General features: G+C 63.2%; 24 protein-coding genes. 12 read left to right on the top strand and 12 right to left on the bottom strand.

What is annotated here, in order from left to right; all coding sequences use genetic code 11:
- Nucleotides 1-2 precede the first annotated feature (2 nt).
- Nucleotides 3-923: a 6-carboxytetrahydropterin synthase gene (locus tag DXY29_RS12710; protein WP_115025424.1), complete on the bottom strand. Its 921-nt coding sequence runs from the start codon at nt 921-923 to the stop codon at nt 3-5.
- A 51-nt stretch (nt 924-974) separates the two neighbouring features.
- On the opposite strand from DXY29_RS12710, the gene DXY29_RS12705 reads away from it, so the two are divergent.
- Nucleotides 975-1,550 carry a shikimate kinase gene (locus tag DXY29_RS12705; RefSeq protein ID WP_115025423.1) on the top strand — a complete coding sequence of 192 codons (576 nt, stop codon included), beginning with the start codon at nt 975-977 and terminating at the stop codon, nt 1,548-1,550.
- A 2-nt stretch (nt 1,551-1,552) separates the two neighbouring features.
- On the opposite strand, the gene DXY29_RS12700 is transcribed toward DXY29_RS12705, so the two are convergent.
- Nucleotides 1,553-1,816 carry a chlororespiratory reduction protein 7 gene (locus DXY29_RS12700; protein WP_115025422.1) on the bottom strand — a complete coding sequence of 88 codons (264 nt, stop codon included), beginning with the start codon at nt 1,814-1,816 and terminating at the stop codon, nt 1,553-1,555.
- Between DXY29_RS12700 and DXY29_RS12695 the strand changes: the two genes are divergently transcribed.
- Nucleotides 1,815-2,492 carry a DUF6816 family protein gene (locus DXY29_RS12695; protein WP_115025421.1) on the top strand — a complete coding sequence of 226 codons (678 nt, stop codon included), beginning with the start codon at nt 1,815-1,817 and terminating at the stop codon, nt 2,490-2,492. The genes DXY29_RS12700 and DXY29_RS12695 overlap by 2 nt on opposite strands.
- Here DXY29_RS12695 and DXY29_RS12690 read toward each other — a convergent pair.
- Nucleotides 2,458-3,183 carry a glutathione S-transferase family protein gene (locus tag DXY29_RS12690; protein WP_115025440.1) on the bottom strand — a complete coding sequence of 242 codons (726 nt, stop codon included), beginning with the start codon at nt 3,181-3,183 and terminating at the stop codon, nt 2,458-2,460. The two genes, DXY29_RS12695 and DXY29_RS12690, sit on opposite strands and share 35 nt — an antisense overlap.
- 59 nt (nt 3,184-3,242) lie before the next feature.
- Between DXY29_RS12690 and DXY29_RS12685 the strand changes: the two genes are divergently transcribed.
- The 5 genes from DXY29_RS12685 to DXY29_RS12665 all read left to right on the top strand — a co-directional run bounded on the left by DXY29_RS12685 (nt 3,243) and on the right by DXY29_RS12665 (nt 7,494).
- Nucleotides 3,243-3,449: a DUF751 family protein gene (locus tag DXY29_RS12685; protein WP_115025420.1), complete on the top strand. Its 207-nt coding sequence runs from the start codon at nt 3,243-3,245 to the stop codon at nt 3,447-3,449.
- Entirely contained in the window at nt 3,449-3,853 is a 405-nt protein-coding gene (gene rbfA, locus DXY29_RS12680) for a 30S ribosome-binding factor RbfA (RefSeq protein WP_115025419.1), read from the top strand. The genes DXY29_RS12685 and rbfA overlap by 1 nt, the downstream gene beginning before the upstream one ends.
- Entirely contained in the window at nt 3,834-5,435 is a 1,602-nt protein-coding gene (locus DXY29_RS12675) for a glycoside hydrolase family 3 N-terminal domain-containing protein (RefSeq protein WP_115025418.1), read from the top strand. The genes rbfA and DXY29_RS12675 overlap by 20 nt, the downstream gene beginning before the upstream one ends.
- Before the next feature lie 65 nt (nt 5,436-5,500).
- The gene (locus DXY29_RS12670) at nt 5,501-6,703 is read left to right on the top strand and encodes a glycosyltransferase family 2 protein (RefSeq protein ID WP_115025417.1); all 1,203 of its coding nucleotides are present in this window, start codon (nt 5,501-5,503) and stop codon (nt 6,701-6,703) included.
- Nucleotides 6,700-7,494, top strand: coding sequence for a uroporphyrinogen-III synthase (locus tag DXY29_RS12665; RefSeq protein ID WP_115025416.1), 795 nt, complete (start codon nt 6,700-6,702; stop codon nt 7,492-7,494). Before DXY29_RS12670 ends, DXY29_RS12665 begins: the two co-directional genes overlap by 4 nt.
- Here DXY29_RS12665 and DXY29_RS12660 read toward each other — a convergent pair.
- From DXY29_RS12660 to zds, 3 genes are read right to left on the bottom strand one after another with little or no spacing between them, the layout of a single operon-like run.
- A complete protein-coding gene (locus DXY29_RS12660; RefSeq protein ID WP_115025415.1) occupies nt 7,473-7,982 on the bottom strand; it encodes a hypothetical protein in 510 nt (169 codons plus the stop codon). The genes DXY29_RS12665 and DXY29_RS12660 overlap by 22 nt on opposite strands.
- Nucleotides 7,957-8,394, bottom strand: a complete 438-nt coding sequence (locus DXY29_RS12655; RefSeq protein WP_115025414.1) for an SRPBCC family protein — start codon at nt 8,392-8,394, stop codon at nt 7,957-7,959. The genes DXY29_RS12660 and DXY29_RS12655 overlap by 26 nt, the downstream gene beginning before the upstream one ends.
- A complete protein-coding gene (gene zds, locus DXY29_RS12650) occupies nt 8,394-9,860 on the bottom strand; it encodes a 9,9'-di-cis-zeta-carotene desaturase (protein WP_115025413.1) in 1,467 nt (488 codons plus the stop codon). The genes DXY29_RS12655 and zds overlap by 1 nt, the downstream gene beginning before the upstream one ends.
- A 70-nt stretch (nt 9,861-9,930) precedes the next feature.
- On the opposite strand from zds, the gene DXY29_RS12645 reads away from it, so the two are divergent.
- From DXY29_RS12645 to DXY29_RS12630, 4 genes are all read left to right on the top strand, one after another.
- A complete protein-coding gene (locus DXY29_RS12645; RefSeq protein ID WP_115025412.1) occupies nt 9,931-10,323 on the top strand; it encodes an iron-sulfur cluster assembly accessory protein in 393 nt (130 codons plus the stop codon).
- Between the two features lie 49 nt (nt 10,324-10,372).
- Nucleotides 10,373-10,792 (top strand): hypothetical protein, encoded by a 420-nt coding sequence (locus DXY29_RS12640; protein ID WP_115025411.1) that lies wholly within the window; start codon nt 10,373-10,375, stop codon nt 10,790-10,792.
- 183 nt (nt 10,793-10,975) lie between these two features.
- Nucleotides 10,976-12,145: a lipid-A-disaccharide synthase-related protein gene (locus DXY29_RS12635; protein ID WP_115025410.1), complete on the top strand. Its 1,170-nt coding sequence runs from the start codon at nt 10,976-10,978 to the stop codon at nt 12,143-12,145.
- Entirely contained in the window at nt 12,142-12,414 is a 273-nt protein-coding gene (locus DXY29_RS12630) for a hypothetical protein (RefSeq protein ID WP_115025409.1), read from the top strand. Before DXY29_RS12635 ends, DXY29_RS12630 begins: the two co-directional genes overlap by 4 nt.
- Here DXY29_RS12630 and DXY29_RS12625 read toward each other — a convergent pair.
- A complete protein-coding gene (locus DXY29_RS12625; protein WP_115025408.1) occupies nt 12,362-13,291 on the bottom strand; it encodes a TIGR01777 family oxidoreductase in 930 nt (309 codons plus the stop codon). The two genes, DXY29_RS12630 and DXY29_RS12625, sit on opposite strands and share 53 nt — an antisense overlap.
- Before the next feature lie 81 nt (nt 13,292-13,372).
- Between DXY29_RS12625 and DXY29_RS12620 the strand changes: the two genes are divergently transcribed.
- The gene (locus DXY29_RS12620; protein WP_115025407.1) at nt 13,373-13,627 is read left to right on the top strand and encodes an NAD(P)H-quinone oxidoreductase subunit O; all 255 of its coding nucleotides are present in this window, start codon (nt 13,373-13,375) and stop codon (nt 13,625-13,627) included.
- Here DXY29_RS12620 and DXY29_RS12615 read toward each other — a convergent pair.
- From DXY29_RS12615 to DXY29_RS12595, 5 genes are all read right to left on the bottom strand, one after another.
- Entirely contained in the window at nt 13,606-15,672 is a 2,067-nt protein-coding gene (locus tag DXY29_RS12615) for a glycosyltransferase family 39 protein (protein ID WP_115025406.1), read from the bottom strand. The two genes, DXY29_RS12620 and DXY29_RS12615, sit on opposite strands and share 22 nt — an antisense overlap.
- Nucleotides 15,669-16,337 (bottom strand): J domain-containing protein, encoded by a 669-nt coding sequence (locus DXY29_RS12610; protein ID WP_115025405.1) that lies wholly within the window; start codon nt 16,335-16,337, stop codon nt 15,669-15,671. Before DXY29_RS12610 ends, DXY29_RS12615 begins: the two co-directional genes overlap by 4 nt.
- Complete coding sequence (gene cysK / locus DXY29_RS12605; protein ID WP_115025404.1) at nt 16,334-17,302, bottom strand: cysteine synthase A; 969 nt, start codon at nt 17,300-17,302, stop codon at nt 16,334-16,336. Before cysK ends, DXY29_RS12610 begins: the two co-directional genes overlap by 4 nt.
- Before the next feature lie 111 nt (nt 17,303-17,413).
- Nucleotides 17,414-19,066 (bottom strand): iron uptake porin, encoded by a 1,653-nt coding sequence (locus DXY29_RS12600; RefSeq protein WP_115025403.1) that lies wholly within the window; start codon nt 19,064-19,066, stop codon nt 17,414-17,416.
- Nucleotides 19,067-19,286: 220 nt separating this feature from the next.
- Nucleotides 19,287-20,443 (bottom strand): iron uptake porin (locus DXY29_RS12595; RefSeq protein ID WP_115025402.1); only part of this gene is annotated, 1,157 nt, incomplete at its 5' end.

The following is a 20,443-nucleotide window of genomic DNA, read 5'->3' as shown; positions in this document are numbered from 1 at the left end:
AGTCAGACGGCCGCCACTGCATCGAGTGCAGCCGGTGACATCTCCAACTGCGGTGCTTCGGCATAGACCTCAGCCGCATTGTTCGGACTTTCCTGCAGCCGCACCTTGTGCAGGCTGGCACCAATCGCCTTGATCGGGCTTGAGAGACGATCGGTGATGTGCAAAGCGATGTTCTCAGCTGTGGGCACACACTCTTCGAAGAACGGCACGTCCTTGTTAAGGAAGGTGTGATCGAAAGGTTCCACCACCAGATCATCCACGAGGCGTTGCAGGGCGGACAGATCGCAGACCATGCCGGTGCGGGGATCAATCTCACCGCGCACGGTCACATCCACCAGATAGTTGTGGCCATGGCCATGGGGGCGGGCGCACTTGCCGTAGATCGCTTCGTTTTCCTCCTGGCTGAGCTCTGGGCGAGCCAGGCGGTGGGCAGCAGCGAAGTGAGTGCGGATGGTGAGGAAGGCGTCCATGGGATGTCCGAGATAGTCGGCCCAAAGGCCCGGTTGTTCGTAGAGGCGCAGAGCCGTAATCGGCAGATGCGGGCTGAGGCGCTGCCAAATCACCCGCACCAGGGCCTCAGTGGTGGGGAGACAGCCGGAAGGACCGGACACATCGAATTCCGGCCAGGCCTCATTGAGGAAGCGGAAGTCGAGCTGGCCGGTGACCTCGTTACGAATGGCGTGCTTCACCTCCGAGAGGTTGAGCACCATGCCGTCGGCATCCAGTCCGCCGGCCATGGACACGATCAGTTCATAGTTGTGACCATGACCTGGTGCCAAAGCGCAGGGCCCAAAACGGGCGGCGTTGTCATCGGCGGATAACTCCGGCAGCCAATAGCGATGGCTGGCGCTGAAACAGGCCCGCCGGGTAATGACACAGCCACGACCTTGGCCGTGCCGCGCTGGTGACTTCATTTCAGTCATGTGACGTTCCGGCCGCGAGGCATCCTAATGAGCTAATGCCGATTCCGAGTCATGGCGGATTCCACCCCCACCCTTAAGCAGCGACTGAGCGGGCGAAGCCTCTACTTGGTGGGAATGATGGGCAGCGGCAAGACCAGCACCGGACGGCCTCTGGCCGAACGCCTGGGTTACGGCTTTGTCGATGCTGATGCTGTGATCGAACAGGCAGCGGGCTGCAGCATCCCGGAAATCTTTGAGCGGGATGGCGAAGCAGGCTTCCGCAGCCTGGAAAGCCAGGTGCTCAATGCCATCAGTCAGCGCCACTCGCTGGTGGTGGCCACCGGCGGTGGTGTGGTGACCCAACCGGAGAACTGGGGGGTGCTGCACAGCGGCATCGTGATCTGGCTCGATGTGGTCCCCGACCAGTTGATGCAACGCCTTAAAGCCGACAGCACGGTGCGTCCGCTGTTGCAGACCGCCGACCCAGAAGCCGACCTCAAGGCGCTGCTGAACAAGCGACAGCCCCTTTATGCCGAAGCCGATCTCACGGTGGTGATCAACGACGAAACCCCGGACGCGGTTGCCGATGGGATTCTGCAGCTGCTTCCGAGCCTGCTGAAAGATCCGACCCAGCGCCGCATGGACTGAAATCAAACCGTTGGCGGCTCCAGCCGTACTGCAAACCACTGCAAGGTCACCCCGGGGCTGATCTCCAGATCGCAGGCCGTGTCGATCAAACGCTGAGCAGCTGATTCAACATCTGGTTGATCGGCAAGATCGGCCGGCAGCTGATCGAGCGAGCGCAACCAACCGCTCAGCCATGTCAACGTGTCTGCAGCGCTGAGCAGCTGCTCCGGCTTGCCGGGCTCCAGCACCACATAGTCATCAAGGGCACGGATCAGGGGATCAGACATGGAACGGCGGTTGTGGATGCTGCTGATCGGCCTCACCATCCTGCTCAGTGGCGGCCCCGCCTGGGCTCAAGGCAGCCTTGAGCACCGGCTGAACAATTGGCCCGATTGGAGCCTTCCGGCACCGTTGCCGCGGCCCTCGAATCGGGACGACCTGGTTTATCCCGACTGGTTTGAGGGGCTTTGGCAAGTGGAAAGCGTTGATCTGGATGCCCCAGGCGATCCAGCTCTGCTCCACCAGGCACGGTTCCAGGCCGACCAACGCGGTCGCCTGATCGGCGATCGAAGCTTCAATGCCACAGCCATTGGCCGAGCCCTGCTCGGGAAGCAGCTGCTGGGGGTCGAGGAAGACCCCGACTCCGCCAATCGCCAGATCGCTCGACTGAAAGGCGACCTGTTCCTGGAGACAACGGTGACGGGCCGCCGCCAGGAGAGCCCGAACCCAGAGACTTTCCTGGCCGACGAACTGGTGCTGCAGATCTTGCATACCCCAGGACCTCCGCGGTTGAGCAGAATCGAAACCCTCAGCCGCTACAGCCGCTGCGGCGAAGACATCTGCGCTGAGCAGTGGCAAGGGCGCTATGCCTCCCCAGGCGAAAGCCTGCGGGATCAGGCCATTGCTCAGCACCACTACAAACTGCGCTTCACACCTCTTCCAGCGTCCGCTCCATCAATTTGAGTTCAAGCTGGTCACGCCATTGGAACAGCGACTGCAGCTTGGGGTGATCGCTCAACCCCGGCACACCCTTGCCAGCCAGGGCCGAACCCGCGGACGAGGGGAAGCGAAGCAGCGACAGCTGGGCTGCCACGGCGATATCGGCCAGGGTGAGGCTGTCGCCAACCAACCAGGGGCTGGCTTGCACCGAGGCGGCGAGCTGCTCAAGGCTGGCAAGAAGCTCGGTGCGTTCCTTCTGGTTGACCAACTCGGTGATGTTGCTGACCCAACCGCCGGGGATCACACCCATCACCGAACGCACGGGATCGGGAAGATCGTCGGGCAGCAGTGCAACACGTAGCTCGGCGTCTAATGCCGCGGCCTGCACCAGGGACGAGCGACCTGCCATCGCCAGGGTGGTATCTGCCCAGTCCTCCAACAGATGCACCTGGGCAGCCTGGCGTGGATCAGCCGGCATCAAAGCGGGGTCGGGCTCACGCCGATTCAGGTGCAGCGCAATGGCACTGGAGTCGGCAATCACCTGCTCCCCATCCACCAGCACAGGCACCTGCCGTTGCCCGGACAGCCGGAACACGGCCACCTGCCCAACGCCAGGGGTCACCTCCACGGTGCGGAAACTCAGTCCTTTGGCCTGCAACACCATCCGCACCTTGAGGCAGAAGGCGGAATGGCGGAATTGATGCAGCTCCAGCATGTCCAAAACAGCCATGGGCCAGGCAGAGTAGCCAGCACATTCCCAAGCTCGCCAGAACCATGCGGGAGTTTTTCCTCAACGTCTCCCGTTACCCCCGCTACTTGGTTGCCTTCACCCTCGGGGTGATGAATTCCGTCGCCGAACCCCTAGTCGCACGCCGGAGCAATCCCGTCACAGCCATCGCCTTGATCGGCGCCCTGATCAGCGGCGGAATCAGCCTCACACTTGTGCTGCGTGCCATGGTGAATTCAGCACCGATGGCGTGATGGCACAGGGGCGTCGAGTGGAGCGGGTTGCCGCGCTCATCCGAAAGGAAGTCAGTGAACTATTGATCAACGGCATCCGGGACGAACGGGTGCACCAGGGCATGGTGAGCATCACCGAAGTGGAGGTCTCCGGCGATCTGCAGCACTGCAAGATCTTTGTGAGCGTTTTCGGAGAAGCCCAGGAGCGCGCACAAGTGCTCGAAGGTCTTCAGGCCGCCAGCGGTTTCCTGCGGGGAGAACTGGGGCGGCGGCTGCAGATGCGCCGCTCCCCCGAGGTGGTGTTCCAACTAGACCGCGGTCTGGAACGCGGCACCTCCGTGCTGGGGCTGCTGAATCGCCTCGAGGATGAACGGCAGCAACGAGGAGAGGTTCCACCGGGGAGTGATGAACAGCCCAGCGAGTAGCAACCTGCGTCGCCAGGTGGCTGAACTGCTGGTGCTGCGGGCCAGTGGTCATCTCAGCGACCATCAGCGCCGTTACCCGCAATGGGAACTGCCCAACAGCACACTCCAGCGTCTGCTGCAGGAAGGTGTCGGCGGCGTGATCCTGTTGGGGGGCAGCGCCGTTGAATTGCAGCAGCGCACCCAGCAACTGCAGGGATGGAGTAGCCAGCGGTTGCTGTTCTGCGCAGACGTAGAGGAGGGCGTGGGCCAACGCTTCGAAGGCGCCAGCTGGCTGGTGCCGCCCCTAGCCCTTGGCCGCCTCTACCGGGGCGACCCCGAGCTCGCCATGGCGCTAAGCGAACGCTACGGCCGCTGCACCGGCGAACAGGCCCGCCGCTGCGGCCTGAACTGGGTGCTGGGACCGGTATGCGACGTCAACAACAACCCCGCCAACCCCGTCATCAATGTGCGGGCCTGGGGCGAGGATCCCAGCAGTGCCAGCGCCCTGGCCGTAGCTTTTCAGCGGGGGCTATCGCAGGCCGATGTGCTCGGTTGTGCAAAGCACTTTCCCGGCCACGGCGACACCGCCAGCGACTCCCATCTCGACCTGCCGGTGTTGCCCCACAGCCGCGAACGGCTGGAACAGGTGGAACTGCCCCCATTCCGTTCCGCCATTGCCGCCGGCATTGACAGCGTGATGACGGCCCACCTGTTGCTGCCGGAACTGGATCCACAGCAGCCCGCCACCCTCTCCAAGGCCGTCCTCACCGATCTGCTGCGGCGCCAGATGGGGTTCAACGGTCTGGTCGTGACCGATGCCCTGGTGATGGAAGCGATCAGCGCACGGCATGGCGCAGCAGAAGCGGCTGTCCTGGCCTTTGAAGCCGGAGCCGACCTGATCCTGATGCCGGCGGATGCCGATGCCGCCATTGATGGCCTCTGCGCTGGCTTCAACAGCGGACGACTGCCCCTCGAGCGGTTGGAGGAGAGCCGTCAGCGCCGTGCCCATGCTCTGCAATCAATCCCAATCAGCGCCCCTTCAGGGCCGATTGTCACGGCAGCCGACCAGGCCCTGGAAGCGGAGCTGGTGCGCCACAGCCTCACCTTCTGCGATGCAGTGGTGCGGGCTGACGCAGGGATCAACCTGGTGCGGGTGGATTCACTGTTACCCGGCGCAGCCGCCCTCAGCGGCTGGTCACCGGCCCTGCGCATTCCGGAAACCAAAGGATTTCGCTCGGTGGTGCTGCATGGAGAAGGCCTTTCGCCCTGGAGCGGCCAGCCGGAGGCACCCCTTGCTCTGGACCGCCTCGGTGACGGAGCGGTGCTGCTGCAGCTGTTCCTGCGGGGCAACCCCTTCCGCGCTGGGCGGGACGCGCAGGAGCCCTGGGCTGCAGCCATCCAACAACTGGTCGCCCTCAACCGACTGGCCGGGGTCGTGATCTACGGCAGCCCCTACCTCTGGGAGAGCCTTCAGGCCATTCTGCCCAGCGGTTGCCCGGCCGCCTATTCCGCTGGCCAGATGCAGGAGGCCCAGCGCCAGGTGCTCACCGAGCTGTTTCCCACCAGTTCACCGGCTGGCGGAGGCGGTGCATTCACCGACTGACCACATCCAATCAACCGCACGGGCCAACCGCATCTAACCTCTCGCCAACTTCCAGCCGGCCGGCCATGCTCAGCCTCTCGATGATCGTGCGCGATGAAGAGGCGCGTCTCGGGGAGTGTCTGCGCTCCGTGCAGGGCTTTGCCGACGAGCTGGTGGTGGTCGACACCGGCTCCAGCGATGCCACGGTGGCCATTGCCGAAGCCGCCGGAGCCCGGGTGGAACACATCACCTGGCCTGGGGACTTCGCCCCGGCCCGTAACCAGGCCATGGAGTTTCTCAACGGTGACTGGGTGCTGGTGCTGGACGCCGATGAACAGCTGCGCCCCGAGGCCATCCCCGCCCTGAAGGCTCTGATGGCCCAGCCCGATGTGCTGGTAATCAACCTGCTGCGCTACGAGGTGGGAGCCGCCATGGCGCCCTATTCGAGCGTCAGTCGCCTGTTCCGCCGCCACCCCTCAATTCATTGGAGTCGGCCATATCACTCGATGATCGACGACAGCGTTCGCGCCCTGCTGGAGACCGAACCCCACTGGCGCATCGCCGATTGCAGTGAACCTTCGATCCTCCACGACGGCTACCGACCGGAGCTGCTGGAGGGCAGCGACAAGGCGGATCGCCTGAGGCAGGCCATGGAAGACGACCTGCGGGACCGCCCCGGTGATCCTTACGCCAGCGCCAAGCTCGGGGGTCTGTTGATCAGTGAAGGCAAGACCGACCAAGCCATCCCCCTGCTGCAAAGCGGCCTGAAGCAATGCGATGCGGCCAGTGCAGAACGCTATGAGCTGCTGCTGCACCTGGGATTGGCCCTGACCCCCAGCGATCCCGCCCAAGCGGTGCGCTGCTACCGGCAAGCCCTGGAGATTCCCCTCGACACCCGGGTGAGTCTGGGGGCCCGACTCAACCTGGCGGCCCGACTGATGGAACAGGGCGACCTTGAGGAAGCCATCAGCCTCACCCACACAGCCGCCCAGCGGGCCCCGGAAGTAGCCCTGGCCTGGTACAACCTGGGGCTGATGCAACGGCGACGCGGTGATCTCGCCGCGGCCCTCGAGGCCTACGGGCGCGCCCTCGCCCTGGATCCCAACAACGCCGCATGCCATCAGAACAACGCGGTGGCGCAATTGCTGGGCGGCAACATCGATGCCGCCCGCAGCAGCTTCATCCGCGCCATCAGCCTGCTTCAGGCGCAGGGGCAGTCCGACGCGGCCGACCAGCTCCGGGAGAAAGTGCAGGGGGTCGTGAAGCTGAACGGGGAGGCTGTCGCTTGAGCCATCCCTTGAAGAGCCGAACGGTGATCGTCACCCGCGCGGCCGACCAGCAGGGAGCAGCGCGTCAGCTGCTGGAGCAGCGAGGTGCCACGGTACTGGATCTTCCGGCCCTGGTGATCGGACCGCCCGACCACTGGGGCCCCCTGGATGACGCCCTTGAGGAGCTAGAGAGCTTTCACTGGCTGGTGTTCTCTAGTGCCAATGGCGTGCAGGCCGTGGAGCAGAGGCTGCAGCGTATGGGCCGTTGCCTAGCCCGGCGCCCCGCCAGCCTCAAGATTGCGGCGGTGGGCCGCAAGACGGCGCAAGTGCTGGAGAACCTCGGGGCTGCGGCGGATTTTGTGCCCCCGAGCTTCGTGGCCGACAGCTTGATCGATCACTTCCCGGTGTCGGGCTGGGGCCTCAAGATGCTGTTGCCACGAGTGCAAAGCGGTGGTCGCACCCTGCTGGCGGATGCCTTCGGCGAGGCTGGAGTGCGGGTGGTGGAGGTAGCGGCCTACGAATCCGGATGCCCCTCCTCGATGCCGGACCCAACAGCAGCCGCCTTGGACGAGGGCAGCGTCGATGCCATCGCCTTCAGCAGCGGCAAGACGGCGGAGCACACAGCTCAGCTACTGGAGCAACGCTTCGGCCCAGGCTGGGCCAAACGACTGGAGGGGGTGAAAGTGATTTCGATCGGCCCCCAGACCAGTCGCAGCTGCCGGCAATGCTTCGGGCGGGTGGATTCCGAAGCCGACCCCCACGATCTCGAGGGACTGGCCGAGGCCTGTGCTCAGGCGATGCAGAAGTCCTGAGGTTCGTCGTTCAGCGACAGGCGGATGCAGCCGCTCGCCATATCGATGCTGAGCACCGACCATCCCGTCGGCAGAACCAGCGGAGCGTCATCCTCGCAGCGGCCATCGGCACCCACACAGATCACACCGCTGCCGCTGGCGGTGGTCACCATGGCTCGTTTCTGGTTGCCCACCATCAGAACTCCCGTCACTGTCGGGGTGATGACGGACGTGCCGTCCTGAACATCCGCACCATCCGCACCGGACAGTGGACCGAAAGGATCGACCCGTCCCCCGGGGGCAGCCTGCTGCACCTCCTCGGCCGAGGGCAATGGGGTCAGGCCGATAGCTAGAGCTGCGGGAGCAGACGCTTCGGGCGAGGGCACAGGCTGCACTGGAGCTGATGGCAATGCTGTGGCCGTTGGCGTTTCACCACCACAGCCGGCCACGGACACCAACACAACAACGGGAAGAAGCCAGCGCTCAGCCGCCTGCTTCCACCAGGTCACGGAAACGGTCAAGATTGGCCTGAAGCTCCTTGGTCACGATGCCCCCCAGGATGCTGGGTTCCATTAACGGTGCCAAGACCCGCGGCAATTCGTAGGCCACGCTCAATTTGACCACCGTGCGGTCGTCGGCTTCGGGATAGAAGCGCACCGCGCCCTTTGTGGGCAATCCGCCCACGGATTGCCAATGCAGTTGCTGGGCTTCAACCCGCTGCGTGATCCGGGCTTTCCAGCTGAAGCGAAACCCCTGGGCCGCCAGGGTCCAATCGGTGAGATCGGGATCCTCCAGGGGCTTGACCGACTCAATCCAACGCATCCAGCGAGGCATCGCCTCGAGATCACTCCAGACCTCCCAGACCTTGGCGGCCGGTGCCTGCACCTCGGTGGTGACCGTGTGTTCGAGCCAACGTCCCATCAGGCCACCGCCGCGTTGGTGGCCAGCTTCACAGGCCGATCGAGAATGGCCGCCGCCGCCAGATGGCCGCTCATCGTGGCCCCCTCCATCGAATCGATATAGTCCTGGCGGGTGTAGCTGCCGGCAAGGAAGAAATTAGAGATCGGTGTGCGCTGCTCGGGGCGGTAGGGCTCCATGCCCGGGGCTTCCCGGTACAACGACTGGGCCAGCTTCACCACGTTGCTCCAGGTGAGCTTGAGGTTGCGGGCTGATGGAAATAACTCCCGCACCTGACGGTCGGTGTGGGCCACGATCTCGTCGACCGACTTGGGAATCCAGGGATCACCAGGAGTCAGCACGCATTGCAGCAGGGATCCTTCACCCTCCTTGCGGTAGTCCTCCGGGCTCGCCAGAGCCAGATCAGCGAAGCAGCTGAAGTCGGCATCGGCGGTGTACAGAAGATTGTTCAGACCTGTGGGAGTCGCCACATCCCGACGCTGGGCCTCCTGGGCATCCCCCAGCTCGGTCACCCAGCCGTCGTAACGGAGCTGAACCGTGGCCACCGGCACGGCCTCCAGCTGATGAATCGCCTCGAACTGCGGGTAACGGTTCCAAGCTTCGGGCAACAACTTCTGAATCCCCGGCACGTCACAGGCAGCCAGATAGGCATCGGCCTCAACGCGAATGTCTCCCTCAGGCGTTCCGAGCTGGAGGCCAGTGATCTCGGGCACCTCGCCCTCGCTGAATTCCACCTGCTTCACCCGGTGGCGCAGATGCAGCTTGCCGCCACGCTGCTGGATGTAGTCAAAGATCGGCCCGGTGAGCCAGCGGTGGGGGGATCCCTTCAGCAGGTTGAGCTTGGAGGCCTCTGTCTTGGCAGCAAACATCATGAAGATGGTCAGCATGCAGCGAGCGGAGATGGCCTCGCAGTCGATGAAACCAAGGGCGTAGGCGACAGGGTTCCACATCCGCCGGATGCTTTCTGGGCTGCCGCCATGGCCCACAAACCAATCCTGGAAGCTGACGGAGTCGAGGGCACGAATGGTGCGCATCGCTCCCTCGTAATCCACCAAACCACGCACGATCGGGCTGGTGCCCAGGGCCAAGGCATTGCGTAGCTTGTCGATCCAGCTCAGCTGCGGCGTGGTGAAGAAGGCCTTGAGGCCATTGAACGGCGCACCGATGGGGAAGCGGAAATCCAGCTCCCGCAGATCACCACCCTTGTTCACGAACAGGTGCGTGTGTTGCTTGGGCAACAGGTTCTCGAATGCCCCAACCTTTCGCATCAAGGCGAAGAGGTTGGCGTAGTTGAAGAAGAAAACGTGCAACCCCATCTCAATGTGGTTACCGCCCTCATCCACCCAGCTGCCCACTTTGCCGCCCATGAACGGACGGGCTTCGTAGAGATTCACCTCATGGCCTGCATCCACGAGGTCAACAGCAGCGGAGAGGCCGGCGAGGCCGGAACCAACGATCGCGACCCGCACAAGATCTGGACAACTATGGCGACTCTATGTATGAGCGTTCATAGAGTGAGAGCACGAGTCTGCGTCGACCATGACTTCAACCCCCGATACTGCGCCGGCCCATACCGCCAAAGACGGCAAGGGCATCCTGATCACGGAACCGGCGATGCAGCAGTTGGCGAAGCTGTGTGGCGAACAGGGTGACAACCAGGTGCTGCGCGTCGGCGTCCGTTCCGGGGGCTGCAGCGGCATGAGCTACACGATGGATTTCGTGCCTGCCTCAGACACCCTCAACGATGACGAGACCTACGAGTACATGGCCGCGGATGGCCAGAACTTCCGGGTGATCTGCGATCCGAAAAGCCTGCTCTACATCTATGGAATGCAGCTGGACTTCAGCACAGCCCTGATTGGTGGCGGCTTCAACTTCACCAACCCCAACGCCAGCCAGACCTGTGGCTGCGGCAGTTCCTTTGCGGTGTGAGCGAAGCCACGTGGGACTCTGAGAGGAGATCACTGCCCTCTCCCCGTTGATGGAGACTTCCCAGGACAGCCTGTTTGAGCAGGCCATGGCCCGATACCAGAGCGGCGCTGCTGCCGATGAGGTGCTGCCTGATTTCGCCCACATCGTTGAAGCTGCCCCCCGCCAGTCGGCTGGGTGGACCTGTCTGGCCTGGCTGCAGCTGCTCTGCGATCAGCCGGAGGAAGCGCTGCGATCAGCACGCTTCGCCGTGAAGCTCAACGGCCAGGACCCCCAGGCCAGGATCAATTTGAGCCTGGCGTTGCTGGAGACGCAATCCAAGGGCGTGCGGGACCACATCCAGGTGGTGCAGCAAGTGATGACCCTTGCCCCGGAGGTGTCCAGCGAACTCAAGGCCTCAATCGCCGATGGCCTCGAGCGCAAACCAGGCTGGAAGGCTCTCGAGAAAGTGAAAGCCTGGCTTGAGCTCTGATTTCAACAACCCGCCCTCCAAAAGTCCTGTCACGCGCACTACCTGCATGACAGCCCCTGCATGACAGCCCCTGGATGACAGCCCCTGCATGACAGCCACCTGGACCATCACCCGACTGCCGTCCCAGCGCACCAACGGCATTCCTGATCCGAGCACCTGGATGTGGTGAGAGAGAACCCTTCAATGGCACGCATCCTTCTGCTGAGCAATGGCCACGGCGAAGACCTCTCCGGCGCCCTGCTAGCCCAAGACCTTCAGCAGCAAGGGCACAGCGTGCAGGCGCTCCCCCTGGCGGGACTCGGCAGCGCCTACCGCAAGGCCCACGTGCCGCTGCTGGGACGCAGCCATGAATTCAGCACCGGCGGCATCGGCTACACCAGCCTTCAGGGTCGCCTGACAGAACTGCTGCAGGGGCAGGTGCTGTATCTGCTCAGACGCCTGATGCGTCTGCTGCGTCACCGGCAGCGCTTTGATCTGATCCTGGTGGTGGGAGATGTGATTCCCGTTATCGCTGCATGGCTCAGTCACCGCCCCGTTGCGACCTACCTAGTGGCCTACTCCAGCCACTACGAAGGGCAGCTGCGCCTGCCCTGGCCCTGCGCCGCTCTGCTGAAAAGCAAACGGTTCAAAGCCGTTTACAGCCGCGATCAACGCACCGCTGAGGATCTCAGTCACCAACTGCATCGGCCGGTGACCTTCCTGGGCAATCCATTCATGGATTCAGTGCTGACAGGGGCAGCCACAGCGACAGCCAGCGGTCAGCGCATCGGTCTGTTGCCCGGCAGCCGCCGACCGGAACTGGAGCAGAACCTGCAGCTGCTGCTGCAGCTGATGGAGCTGCTGCCCAACACACCACCCTGCAGCGTGGATCTGGCCTTGGTGCCCAGTCTGGATGACGTCAGCCTGCAGCGACTGAGCAACAGGGTCGGCTGGCGGTTGATGAATGGCGTGCTGCATCGCGATGGATCCGTGTCGATCAACGTGCGCCGCGGGGCGTTCAATGCCGTGCTGCAGAACAGCGATCTGATGATCGGTATGGCGGGCACCGCCATCGAGCAGGCCGTTGGACTGGCCAAACCGGTGCTGCAGGTGCCAGGCCAGGGGCCGCAATTCACCGCGGCGTTCGCAGAAGCCCAGCGGCGCCTGCTGGGCCCCACCGTGTTCTGCGCCCCCGGGGAGAGCGGCAGCCGTGAGGCCCTCAAGGCCACAGCAGAGTTGGCCTTGGCGCTGCTGGATCGCTTCCGAAGGGATCCAAGCTTCCAGAAGCAATGCCGAGTGGAAGCAAAACGACGCCTTGGAGAGGCGGGTGGAGGCCCGAGAATGACGGCAGCCATCAGTGCACTGCTGCCATGAGTGCCCCTTCAGAACCGGCCTGGAAACGCTGGCTGGACCGCCTGCTGATGGTGAACGTGCTGCTCGTATTTGTCGGAGCGGGAGTCTTTGCAGTGGCTGTGGTGCGCCAAAGCCAAGGAGATGACTGGCTCATGGACCGGGTTCAGGTGCTGTGGCAACCCCTCTTCGCACCGGCCATCAGCCTGCTGATCATGGCGGCCGTGGTGAGCGGCATCTTCAGCTGGTGGCAGCGGCGAGTGCTGAAGCCAGATCGGGGTAACGGAAGCTGAAGTTCATGGTGTCCAGCCGCTCCGAAGCGACCTGCTGGCCCTCCAGCACCACCTTGGCGCCATCCCCCAGGAGCACCTGGAGCACCGGTCCAGGGACCGGAAGCAGGCTGGGGCGTCCCAGGCTGCGTCCCAGCTGCTTGCTGAAGGCCGCCATCGACACCGGCTCGGGAGCAACGGCATTGATCACGCCACTCCAGCTCTCGTCCGTGAGGGATTGAAGGATCAGAGAGCAAAGGTCACTGCGGTGGATCCAACTCATCCACTGACGGCCACTGCCGATCGGACCGCCAAAACCCGTACGAAACACCGGAAGCATTTTTCCGAGCGCGCCGCCGTCGGCGGCCAGCACGATGCCGATCCGCAGGGTGACCTGCCGCACCGAAGAGGGAACTGCCGCGGCAGCCGCCTCCCAGCGCTGACACAAACTGGCGAGAAAGTCGTTGCCGGGTTTGCTCGATTCGAGAAAACGCTGCTCCAGGCTGGAGCCGTAGAAACCGATCGCCGAAGCGTTCACCAGCACCTTCGGCGGGGTTGAACAGGCCTCGATCGCCTTCACCAGCTGCGAGGTCGTCTGCAGACGGCTGGTCTCCAGCAACTGCCGATGAGCTGGAGTCCAACGCTTCTCAGCAATCGGTTCCCCCGCCAGGTTGACCACCGCATCTGCCTGCTTCAAGGCCTCCAGGAGCCCATCATCGGCCCAGGTGCTGCTGCTGGAGGGGTCGAGCTGCATCCAGATCAGTCGCCCGTCCGCCCGTTCAGTGTTGTAACCACGGGCCAGCCGACGGCTGACCACGGTGAGCTGATGGCCGGCCTGGAGCAGAAGTGGCAGAAGCTCACGGCCAACGAAACCAGTGCAGCCGAACAGCAGCAGACGCATGAAAGCGAGGGTGGGGCGGCTGGGAGGCTAAGGGGTTCGTCGGCGATTGGTTTTAGCCTGGGGCCATCACCATTTCTTGTCATGGCCGAATCCGACGCCGCTGCTCCCGCCAAGGCCAAGCCTGCTGCGTTGCGGAAAGGTGCTTTGGTCAGGGTGAACAAGGCCGCCTACAGCGCCAGCCTTGAAGCGGCTGCCAGCGACCCCACGGCACCCGCGTACATCTTTGAAGGCCCCGGTGAGCTGCTGCTGGTCAAGGGGGAGTACGGCCAGGTGCGTTGGAATCGCCCGGTACCCGATGTGTGGCTGCGGATGGATCAGCTGGAAGCCTGCTCCTGATCCTGCTCTTGATTCGAGGGGGGCTCCAGCGCCTCCTCCACGGCCGTGACGGCCGCAGGAACAGACGTCATGGCGGCGGGGATGCGCCAAACGGCACCCGACAGGACCCCGCTGAGATCCCCCAAGGACACGAGCACTGGGTTCGAGATGGTCGCCCCGTCTGCAGCTGCTGCGGCCTGCCAGGGATTCCAGCCCGCCAGGTTGACCACGCTGCGGTAAGCCGCCGGCCAAGGGTTGTCGGGCAACAGGCCTTGCAATTGCTCGAACTGCTCTGAAGCCTGCGCCGGTCGGTTCTCAAGTACCGCCAGCAGCGCCAGGGTCCAGCGCGGTCGAATCGCCTGCGGATCCTGGGCCAATGCTTCCAGGGCCTCTGAGCGCACCGGGTCTCGATAGCTGAAATGGCCATCGAGCATGTGCTCCTGCCCGACCGCTGCGAACACTGGATCCAGCCCCACCGGCCCTGCGGCCAGCCCGGCGGCTAGATCAGGAAAGCGATCCGCAAAGGATGGTTCTGAAATGGGGTGCATCGTGCTGCGGCGCCAGAGGGAATAACTGCCCCCCCTGGGACGCTGAAACTGATCCACCAGATCGAACACACCGCTGCTGCGCACGGCTTGATCCAAGCGCAGTGCAGCCTTGCGCACCGATCCCTGGTTCCCTTCCGCCAACACCACCCATTCCGCCCGCTCCAACACAGGCTCACGGTCACGGCGGCTGCCACCCAGCTGGCGTCCAACGGTTTGCCCCCCCCGGCGACGGCCGTAGAAGCTGACGTTGTGCTGGTTGAGATCAGAGGTACTGGGCACCACGATCAAGGTGGCGGGAGGGCTGCTGGGGCCTGCACCTCCAGCAGCCTCAACCAGAGCCTCCACCGGGCCGCGGGGACGGTCTTCAAAACGATGGAGCTGATGGGCCCAGCCCGCGGGCACACAGGCCAGCAGCCCTGCCCCAAAAAGGGGCCATACCAACGCTGAGCGTCTGGCCTGCAACCAATGCCCCCACTGCCACCAACCCCGGGCCAGCAGCAACAGCAGGGCGGGAAGCAGGGGAGCGATGTAGCGATCGCCTTTGTTGGGGCTCAGGGTGGTGAGCACCCAGGCCGCGACGAGATTGATGACGAGCCAGCGCCAAGACCAGGCGTGATCGGTTGAAACCTGCTGGCGCTGCCAGCACCAGAGCAGCACCCCCGAAAGACCAACCAACAGCAGCACACCGCCCAGCTGCTCCGGCAACAGGCGCGGATACCACAGCCAACTGGCCAGGCTGAGCACGCCGGGATCCCCTTCCCGGGCCGCCGACTCGAACACCGCCCGGTTGGTACCGCCGAGGCTGGTGATCCAGTTGTGGCGCAACCAGGGGCCAACAAGCGCGGCCGTGAGGAAGGGCAAGAGCAGGGCCTGACGCAACCAAGGTCCACGCCGGCGAATCGCCATCCCGGCGGCCCAGAAACCGGCGGGCACAAGCACCAGCAAGGCGCTCTGCTTCACCAGCACCGCCGCCAGAGCCGCCACGGTGCATCCCCAGGCCTGCCCCCAGCGGCCACCGGTCTGGGGGTCGCACCAGACCCCCATGCGCCAGATCGCCAGGCTGCAACTGGCCACAAGGGCCATCTCAAGCACGTAATCCGTTCGCAGATCCAGGAAGGCCGGCGTCAATGCCGCCAAAAGGCAGGCGATCAGGGCCAAGCCCTCCCCCTGCAGCCGTCTCCCCCAGCCCGCTATCACGACAAGGAGCAGACCATGCCAGAGGCTGAGACTCCAGGCCGCCTGCTCCGGGGCATCGCCACTCAACGCCATCACAGTGCCGTTCACCAATGAGGCCAAGGGCGGAATCTTCGGGGAGAGATCCAGCAATGCCTGCCAACCCTGCCAACCGCCACCCGGCAGCAATCCCAAAGCGCGGCCGTGGTCCATGGCGCTGTTGAGGTAGTCAGCCTGATCCCAGGCGGGCACACCGGTCTGCAGCGTCCACCAAAGCCGATCCACCAGGGTTGACAGCACCCAGATCAGGGCAACCCAAGCCCAGAAACGCCAGCGCTGTTTCACACGATCTCCAACCGACGCCGCTCATCCTGGAGCCGCTTGCGTCGCTGCTTGGCCTCGCGCAGCATCTCGCGACCATCGTGGAGGTAACCATCCACATAGCCCATGGTGTAGCGCTCCAGCTCTGCCAGAGCGTCCTCCACTTCCGAGAGGCAGTGATACAGGCTGAGGCCGAAGCCACGGGCCGAGGCCGGCGTGGGCAATGACTGGAACAGTTGTTTGACCCGTTCCATCCGGCTTCCGCTCGCCTCGAGATAACTGCAGAACGCCTCCATCAGCTCGTCGTCATAGGGATCAGCCGACAGTGCTTTGAGTTGCTTGGGGAAGGGATTGATCACCTCACCGAGCATGCGGTCGATCGGGGCATAAACCCGCCGCAGCCACTCCACCAGAGCATCATCAGCCGCCACAGAGCGCTCGTGGGCACGGCTGGCACGGCGTAGATCCGCCGGCGATTCAGCACGCCCCGGCTGGGGCCGCGAGCGATCAAAGGCCTTCCGGCGCTCGGCATCGCCAAGCACTTCCCAGGCGGCATTGAGGGCCAGCATCTGCTGATCGTCGCCGCCGGCATCGGGATGGTGCTGCTTCACCAGCTGGCGATAGGCAGCTTTGATCTCAGCGTTACTGGCGATGCTGCTGACGCCAAGCACGGCATAGGGGTCGCTCACAGCTGGCCATCCCTCCGGGCGGGAAGCTGCGAAGCAGCACTGAACATTGGTGTTGAGAGATATCTCTCGCCATAACTAGCCAGCATCACCACCAGCCGTTTGCCCGCCATGGCGGGATCCTGGCCAACGCGGAGGGCCGCTGCCATGGCTGCTCCACTGCTGATGCCGTAGAGCAGACCTTCCTCCCGGGCAAGTCGCCGTCCCACCTGCATCGCCTCCTCATCGCTCACCGTGAGGATCGAATCAATCCGATCCAGTTCCAGCACCGCAGGAACAAAACCGGCCCCGATCCCCTGAATGCGATGGGCTCCTGGAGGCTTCCCAGACAGCACGGCACTGGCCTCAGGCTCGACGGCAATCACCTGGAGTTGCGGCTGACGCTCTTTCAGCAGCCGGGCACAGCCGGTGATCGTGCCACCGGTTCCCACCCCTGCCACAAAAGCATCGATCTGGCCCTCCGTATCGCGCCAAATCTCCTCGGCCGTGGTGCGTTCATGCACGGCTGGATTGGCGGGGTTGTCGAACTGCTGGAGCAGATAGGCGTTGGGGATCTCCGCCACCAACTCCTTGGCCAGGTCAATCGCCCCGTTCATGCCCTGGGCACCGTCAGTGAGCTGCAGCTCAGCGCCATAGGCCCGCAGCATCGCCCGACGCTCGGTGCTCATCGTGTCCGGCATGGTCAGAATCAGCCGGTAGCCCCGAGCCGCCGCCACCATGGCCAGGGCGATCCCGGTGTTGCCGCTGGTGGGTTCCACCAGCACCGTTTCGCCGGGAACAATCGTGCCGGCCTGCTCTGCCTCCAGCACCATGGCGCTGGCGATGCGGTCTTTGACCGAGGCCGAGGGATTGAAGCTCTCCAATTTGGCCAGGATCTCGGCCTGGCAGCCGCAAGCCTGGGGCAGGCGGTTCAAGCGCACCAGGGGCGTGCCGCCGATCAAGGCGGTGATGTCAGGAGCAATGCTCATAGCTGCAGCTTGCCCACAGAACAACCATAAAAAAAGCCCTCCAAAGGGGAGGGCTTGGTGTGTGTGTGAGGAAAGCTGTTCTGATGGCCCAACCAAGGTCAGGCCAAGTGATTAGAACTTGAAGGTGGTCTGAACCAGGCCACCGAAGACGCCGAGGGACTTGTAGTCGCCGTTGACGTTCTGGGTTTCGTCACCGAAGGGACGGCTGAGCCAGTAGATGGCTGGGGTGATCTGGATGTTGTCGGTGACCTGGAAGCTGTACCAGAGCTCCATGGCGTAACCGCCATCAGCCACAAAGCCATCCTCGACGTCGTAGACGAACTGGGGCTGACCCACGGCATAACCCAGAGCATTGCCTTCAAGAAGGACATCGTTCCAGGTGAGGCCCACCATCCAGCTGGCCATGCCGCGCTTGTTGGTGGCGTCATCCCAATCGCTATTGCCGCTCAGGAAGGACTTACCCACACCAGCGCTGATGGAAGGCATCCAACCAGAATCTTCGGGACGCCAGAAGCCATGCAGCGAGACGCTGTTGCTTTGTGCACCGGATCGCACGCTTTCACCATCAGCGTTAGTAACGGTGCAAGGTGTGCCGAACTTGTCGCCAACGGCGTACTCCGTACCGGTGCGGAACTTGGCGCCGCACTGGCCGTAGCGATAACCGGCGGCAAAGCCCCACTGCTTGTTGCCATAGGCAATCTGAGTGGTGATGTTGCCTTCGGAGTTGTCGGTCATGAAGCCACCCGTGTTGGGGTTGCTGTCATTGGCCTCACCGGAATCAGCAACGTAGTTCGCAGCGACGGTGAAGTAGGGGTTGCCCTTCTCCACCTGCTTCTTGTTGCTGTAGACGGCACCGAAGCCACCACCGGTTTCCTTGTTCCAGACGCCGGGGGTACCCAGGGAACCACCGAAGAAATCGAGGATTTTGGTGCCGCCTTTGGCGTAAGCCGTGGCCTTGTAGCCCATCATCTCGGTGTTCCGGGTCAGAGGACCGACCTGGATGGTGAAGCTGTCGCCGAGGGGGAAGCGGTAATAGATACGATCAATCTCGACGATGTTGCCGCCAGGAGCAGCAGTGTCGAGTTTGTTCAGGCTGACGCCGTTGCCGTCCCACACGCTGGTGTCGCCCATGTTGCCCGCACGCAGGCGGGTGTAGAGCAGATCCTTACCGCTGAAGGAGGTCTTCAGGCCAAGACGGAGGTCGTAGCTGAAGGAGAAGCCGCCGTAATCAGCGTTGTAGGCATCACGTGCACCTTTCTCGCCACCGGTGTTGTAGTTGTCACCTTTGGCGCGTGTCGCACCAGCGACCCAGACGGTTTTGGCTTTGAGTTTGGTGGTGGTGGAGAACTGAGTTGCTTCCAGTTCGCCAACACGGGCCTCGAGGCCGTCAACGCGACCCTTGAGGATGGCCAGCTCGGTTTCGAATTCCTTGAGCAGGCGACGCAGCTCGTCGGTCACTTCAGTGATCCGGTCGAGGCAAGCGTTCAACAGGGCAGCCGCTTCGTAGCGGGTCATGGCCCGGTTGCCACGGAAGGTGCCGTTGGGGTAGCCAGCCACGCAGCCGTACTGCTCCACCAGGTTCGCCAGAGCCTGATAGGCCCAGTCGGTGGGGTAGACGTCGGAGAACTGGGTGACGCTGGTCACCTGATCAGCGGAAGAGGCGTAATCAGAAACGCCGTTGATGTTCAGCTCGGCGGCATTTGCGCCACTGGCCAGAAGGCCAAGGGCAGCAGGAGCCACCAGCAGTTGCTGGAAAAGCTTCATTTGGGTTCTCACACCAAGAGAAAAGTGCCGGCAAGACATGCCAGCGGCCTCACGCTATGGGCACGACTTCGCCCTGGCAGTAAGGGCAACTCAAGAGTTGTTTAGGTATCGGTTAAGACCATCTACAAAGGGTTAAGCCGCAAAAAAAGCTCCCCACCGAAGTGGAGAGCTGGAAAATCTGAATGGATTGAGACTCCATAAGGAGCCTCAAAACCAGTGATCAGAACTTGAAGGTGGTCTTGACCAGGCCACTCATGGCGTTCATGCCATTGGAGTTCTGAGAAGGGAAGGGCTTGCTCAGGTAGTGGATGGCCGGGGTGACGGTGATGTTGTCGGTGACCTGGAACTTGTAGAAGAATTCCCAGGCGTAGCCTGCACCTTCGTCGTAGGCATCGTCGTCGATGGAGACAACGTAGGTGGGCTGACCAACGGCCATACCGAAGGAGTTGCCTTCCAGGAAGACGTCGTCCCACTCGAGACCCACGTACCAGGAGTTGGTGTAGGCAGAGTCGTCTCCGTCATCGTAGGAGAGCCAGGTACCGCCATAACCGGCACTGATCGAAGGAACCCAACCGGAATCTTCAGGGGTCCACCAGGCACTCAGACCAACAGAGTTGGACTGTGCACCAAGGTAAGAAGCACCGACAGCCTGCAGGTTGCCATTACCGATGTAGAGGCCGACACCGTTATCGCTGGAAGCCTTGGTGTAGGCAGCAGCAATACCCCAGTTCTCAGGAGCGTAAGCAATCTGAGTGGTGGCACTGAAGGCTGAACCATCGGTTCCGATGCCAGCCGAGTTGGGGTCGCTCTCGTTGCCGTTCACCGACAGGTAGCTGGTGGACACGCTGAAGTCGTTGGACTTCCAGTACACACCTGCACCAGCGCCGAGGGCCAGGTTGTAAGCACCAGGCGCACCGGCGTAGGTGAAGAAGTCGTACGTCATGTCAGACGGATAGGCGCTGGGCCACACCGGCAGCATGTCGTCCATACGGACCATGGGGCCACCGACAACGGTGAACTCCTCACCGATGGGGAAGCTGTAGTACAGGCGGTTAACAATGACAGTGTTGCCAGTGTCGATGCCGTATTCCTGGGCAAACAGGCCGGAGCGACCAATGCCTTCGACACCGGAGCCGTAGACGTTGGCCATGTTGCCCGCACGCAGGCGGGTATAGAGCAGGTCCTTACCGGTGAAGCTGGTCTCCAGGTTCAGCGCCAGGTTGTAGCTGAAGGAGGTACCGCCGGAGTGGGCCTCGAACTCGTCGCTGCCACGGCCATGAGCCTTGACTGCACCAAAGACCCAGTTGGTCACACCCTTGAGCTTGGTGGTGGTGGAGAACTGGGTTGCTTCCAGTTCGCCAACACGGGCCTCGAGGC

Origin of the sequence: Synechococcus sp. UW69 (genome assembly GCF_900474185.1) — a bacterium.
GTDB lineage: Bacteria > Cyanobacteriota > Cyanobacteriia > PCC-6307 > Cyanobiaceae > Parasynechococcus.
Note: the sequence above shows the minus strand (reverse complement) of the source record. Positions and strands in the feature narration are given on the sequence as shown.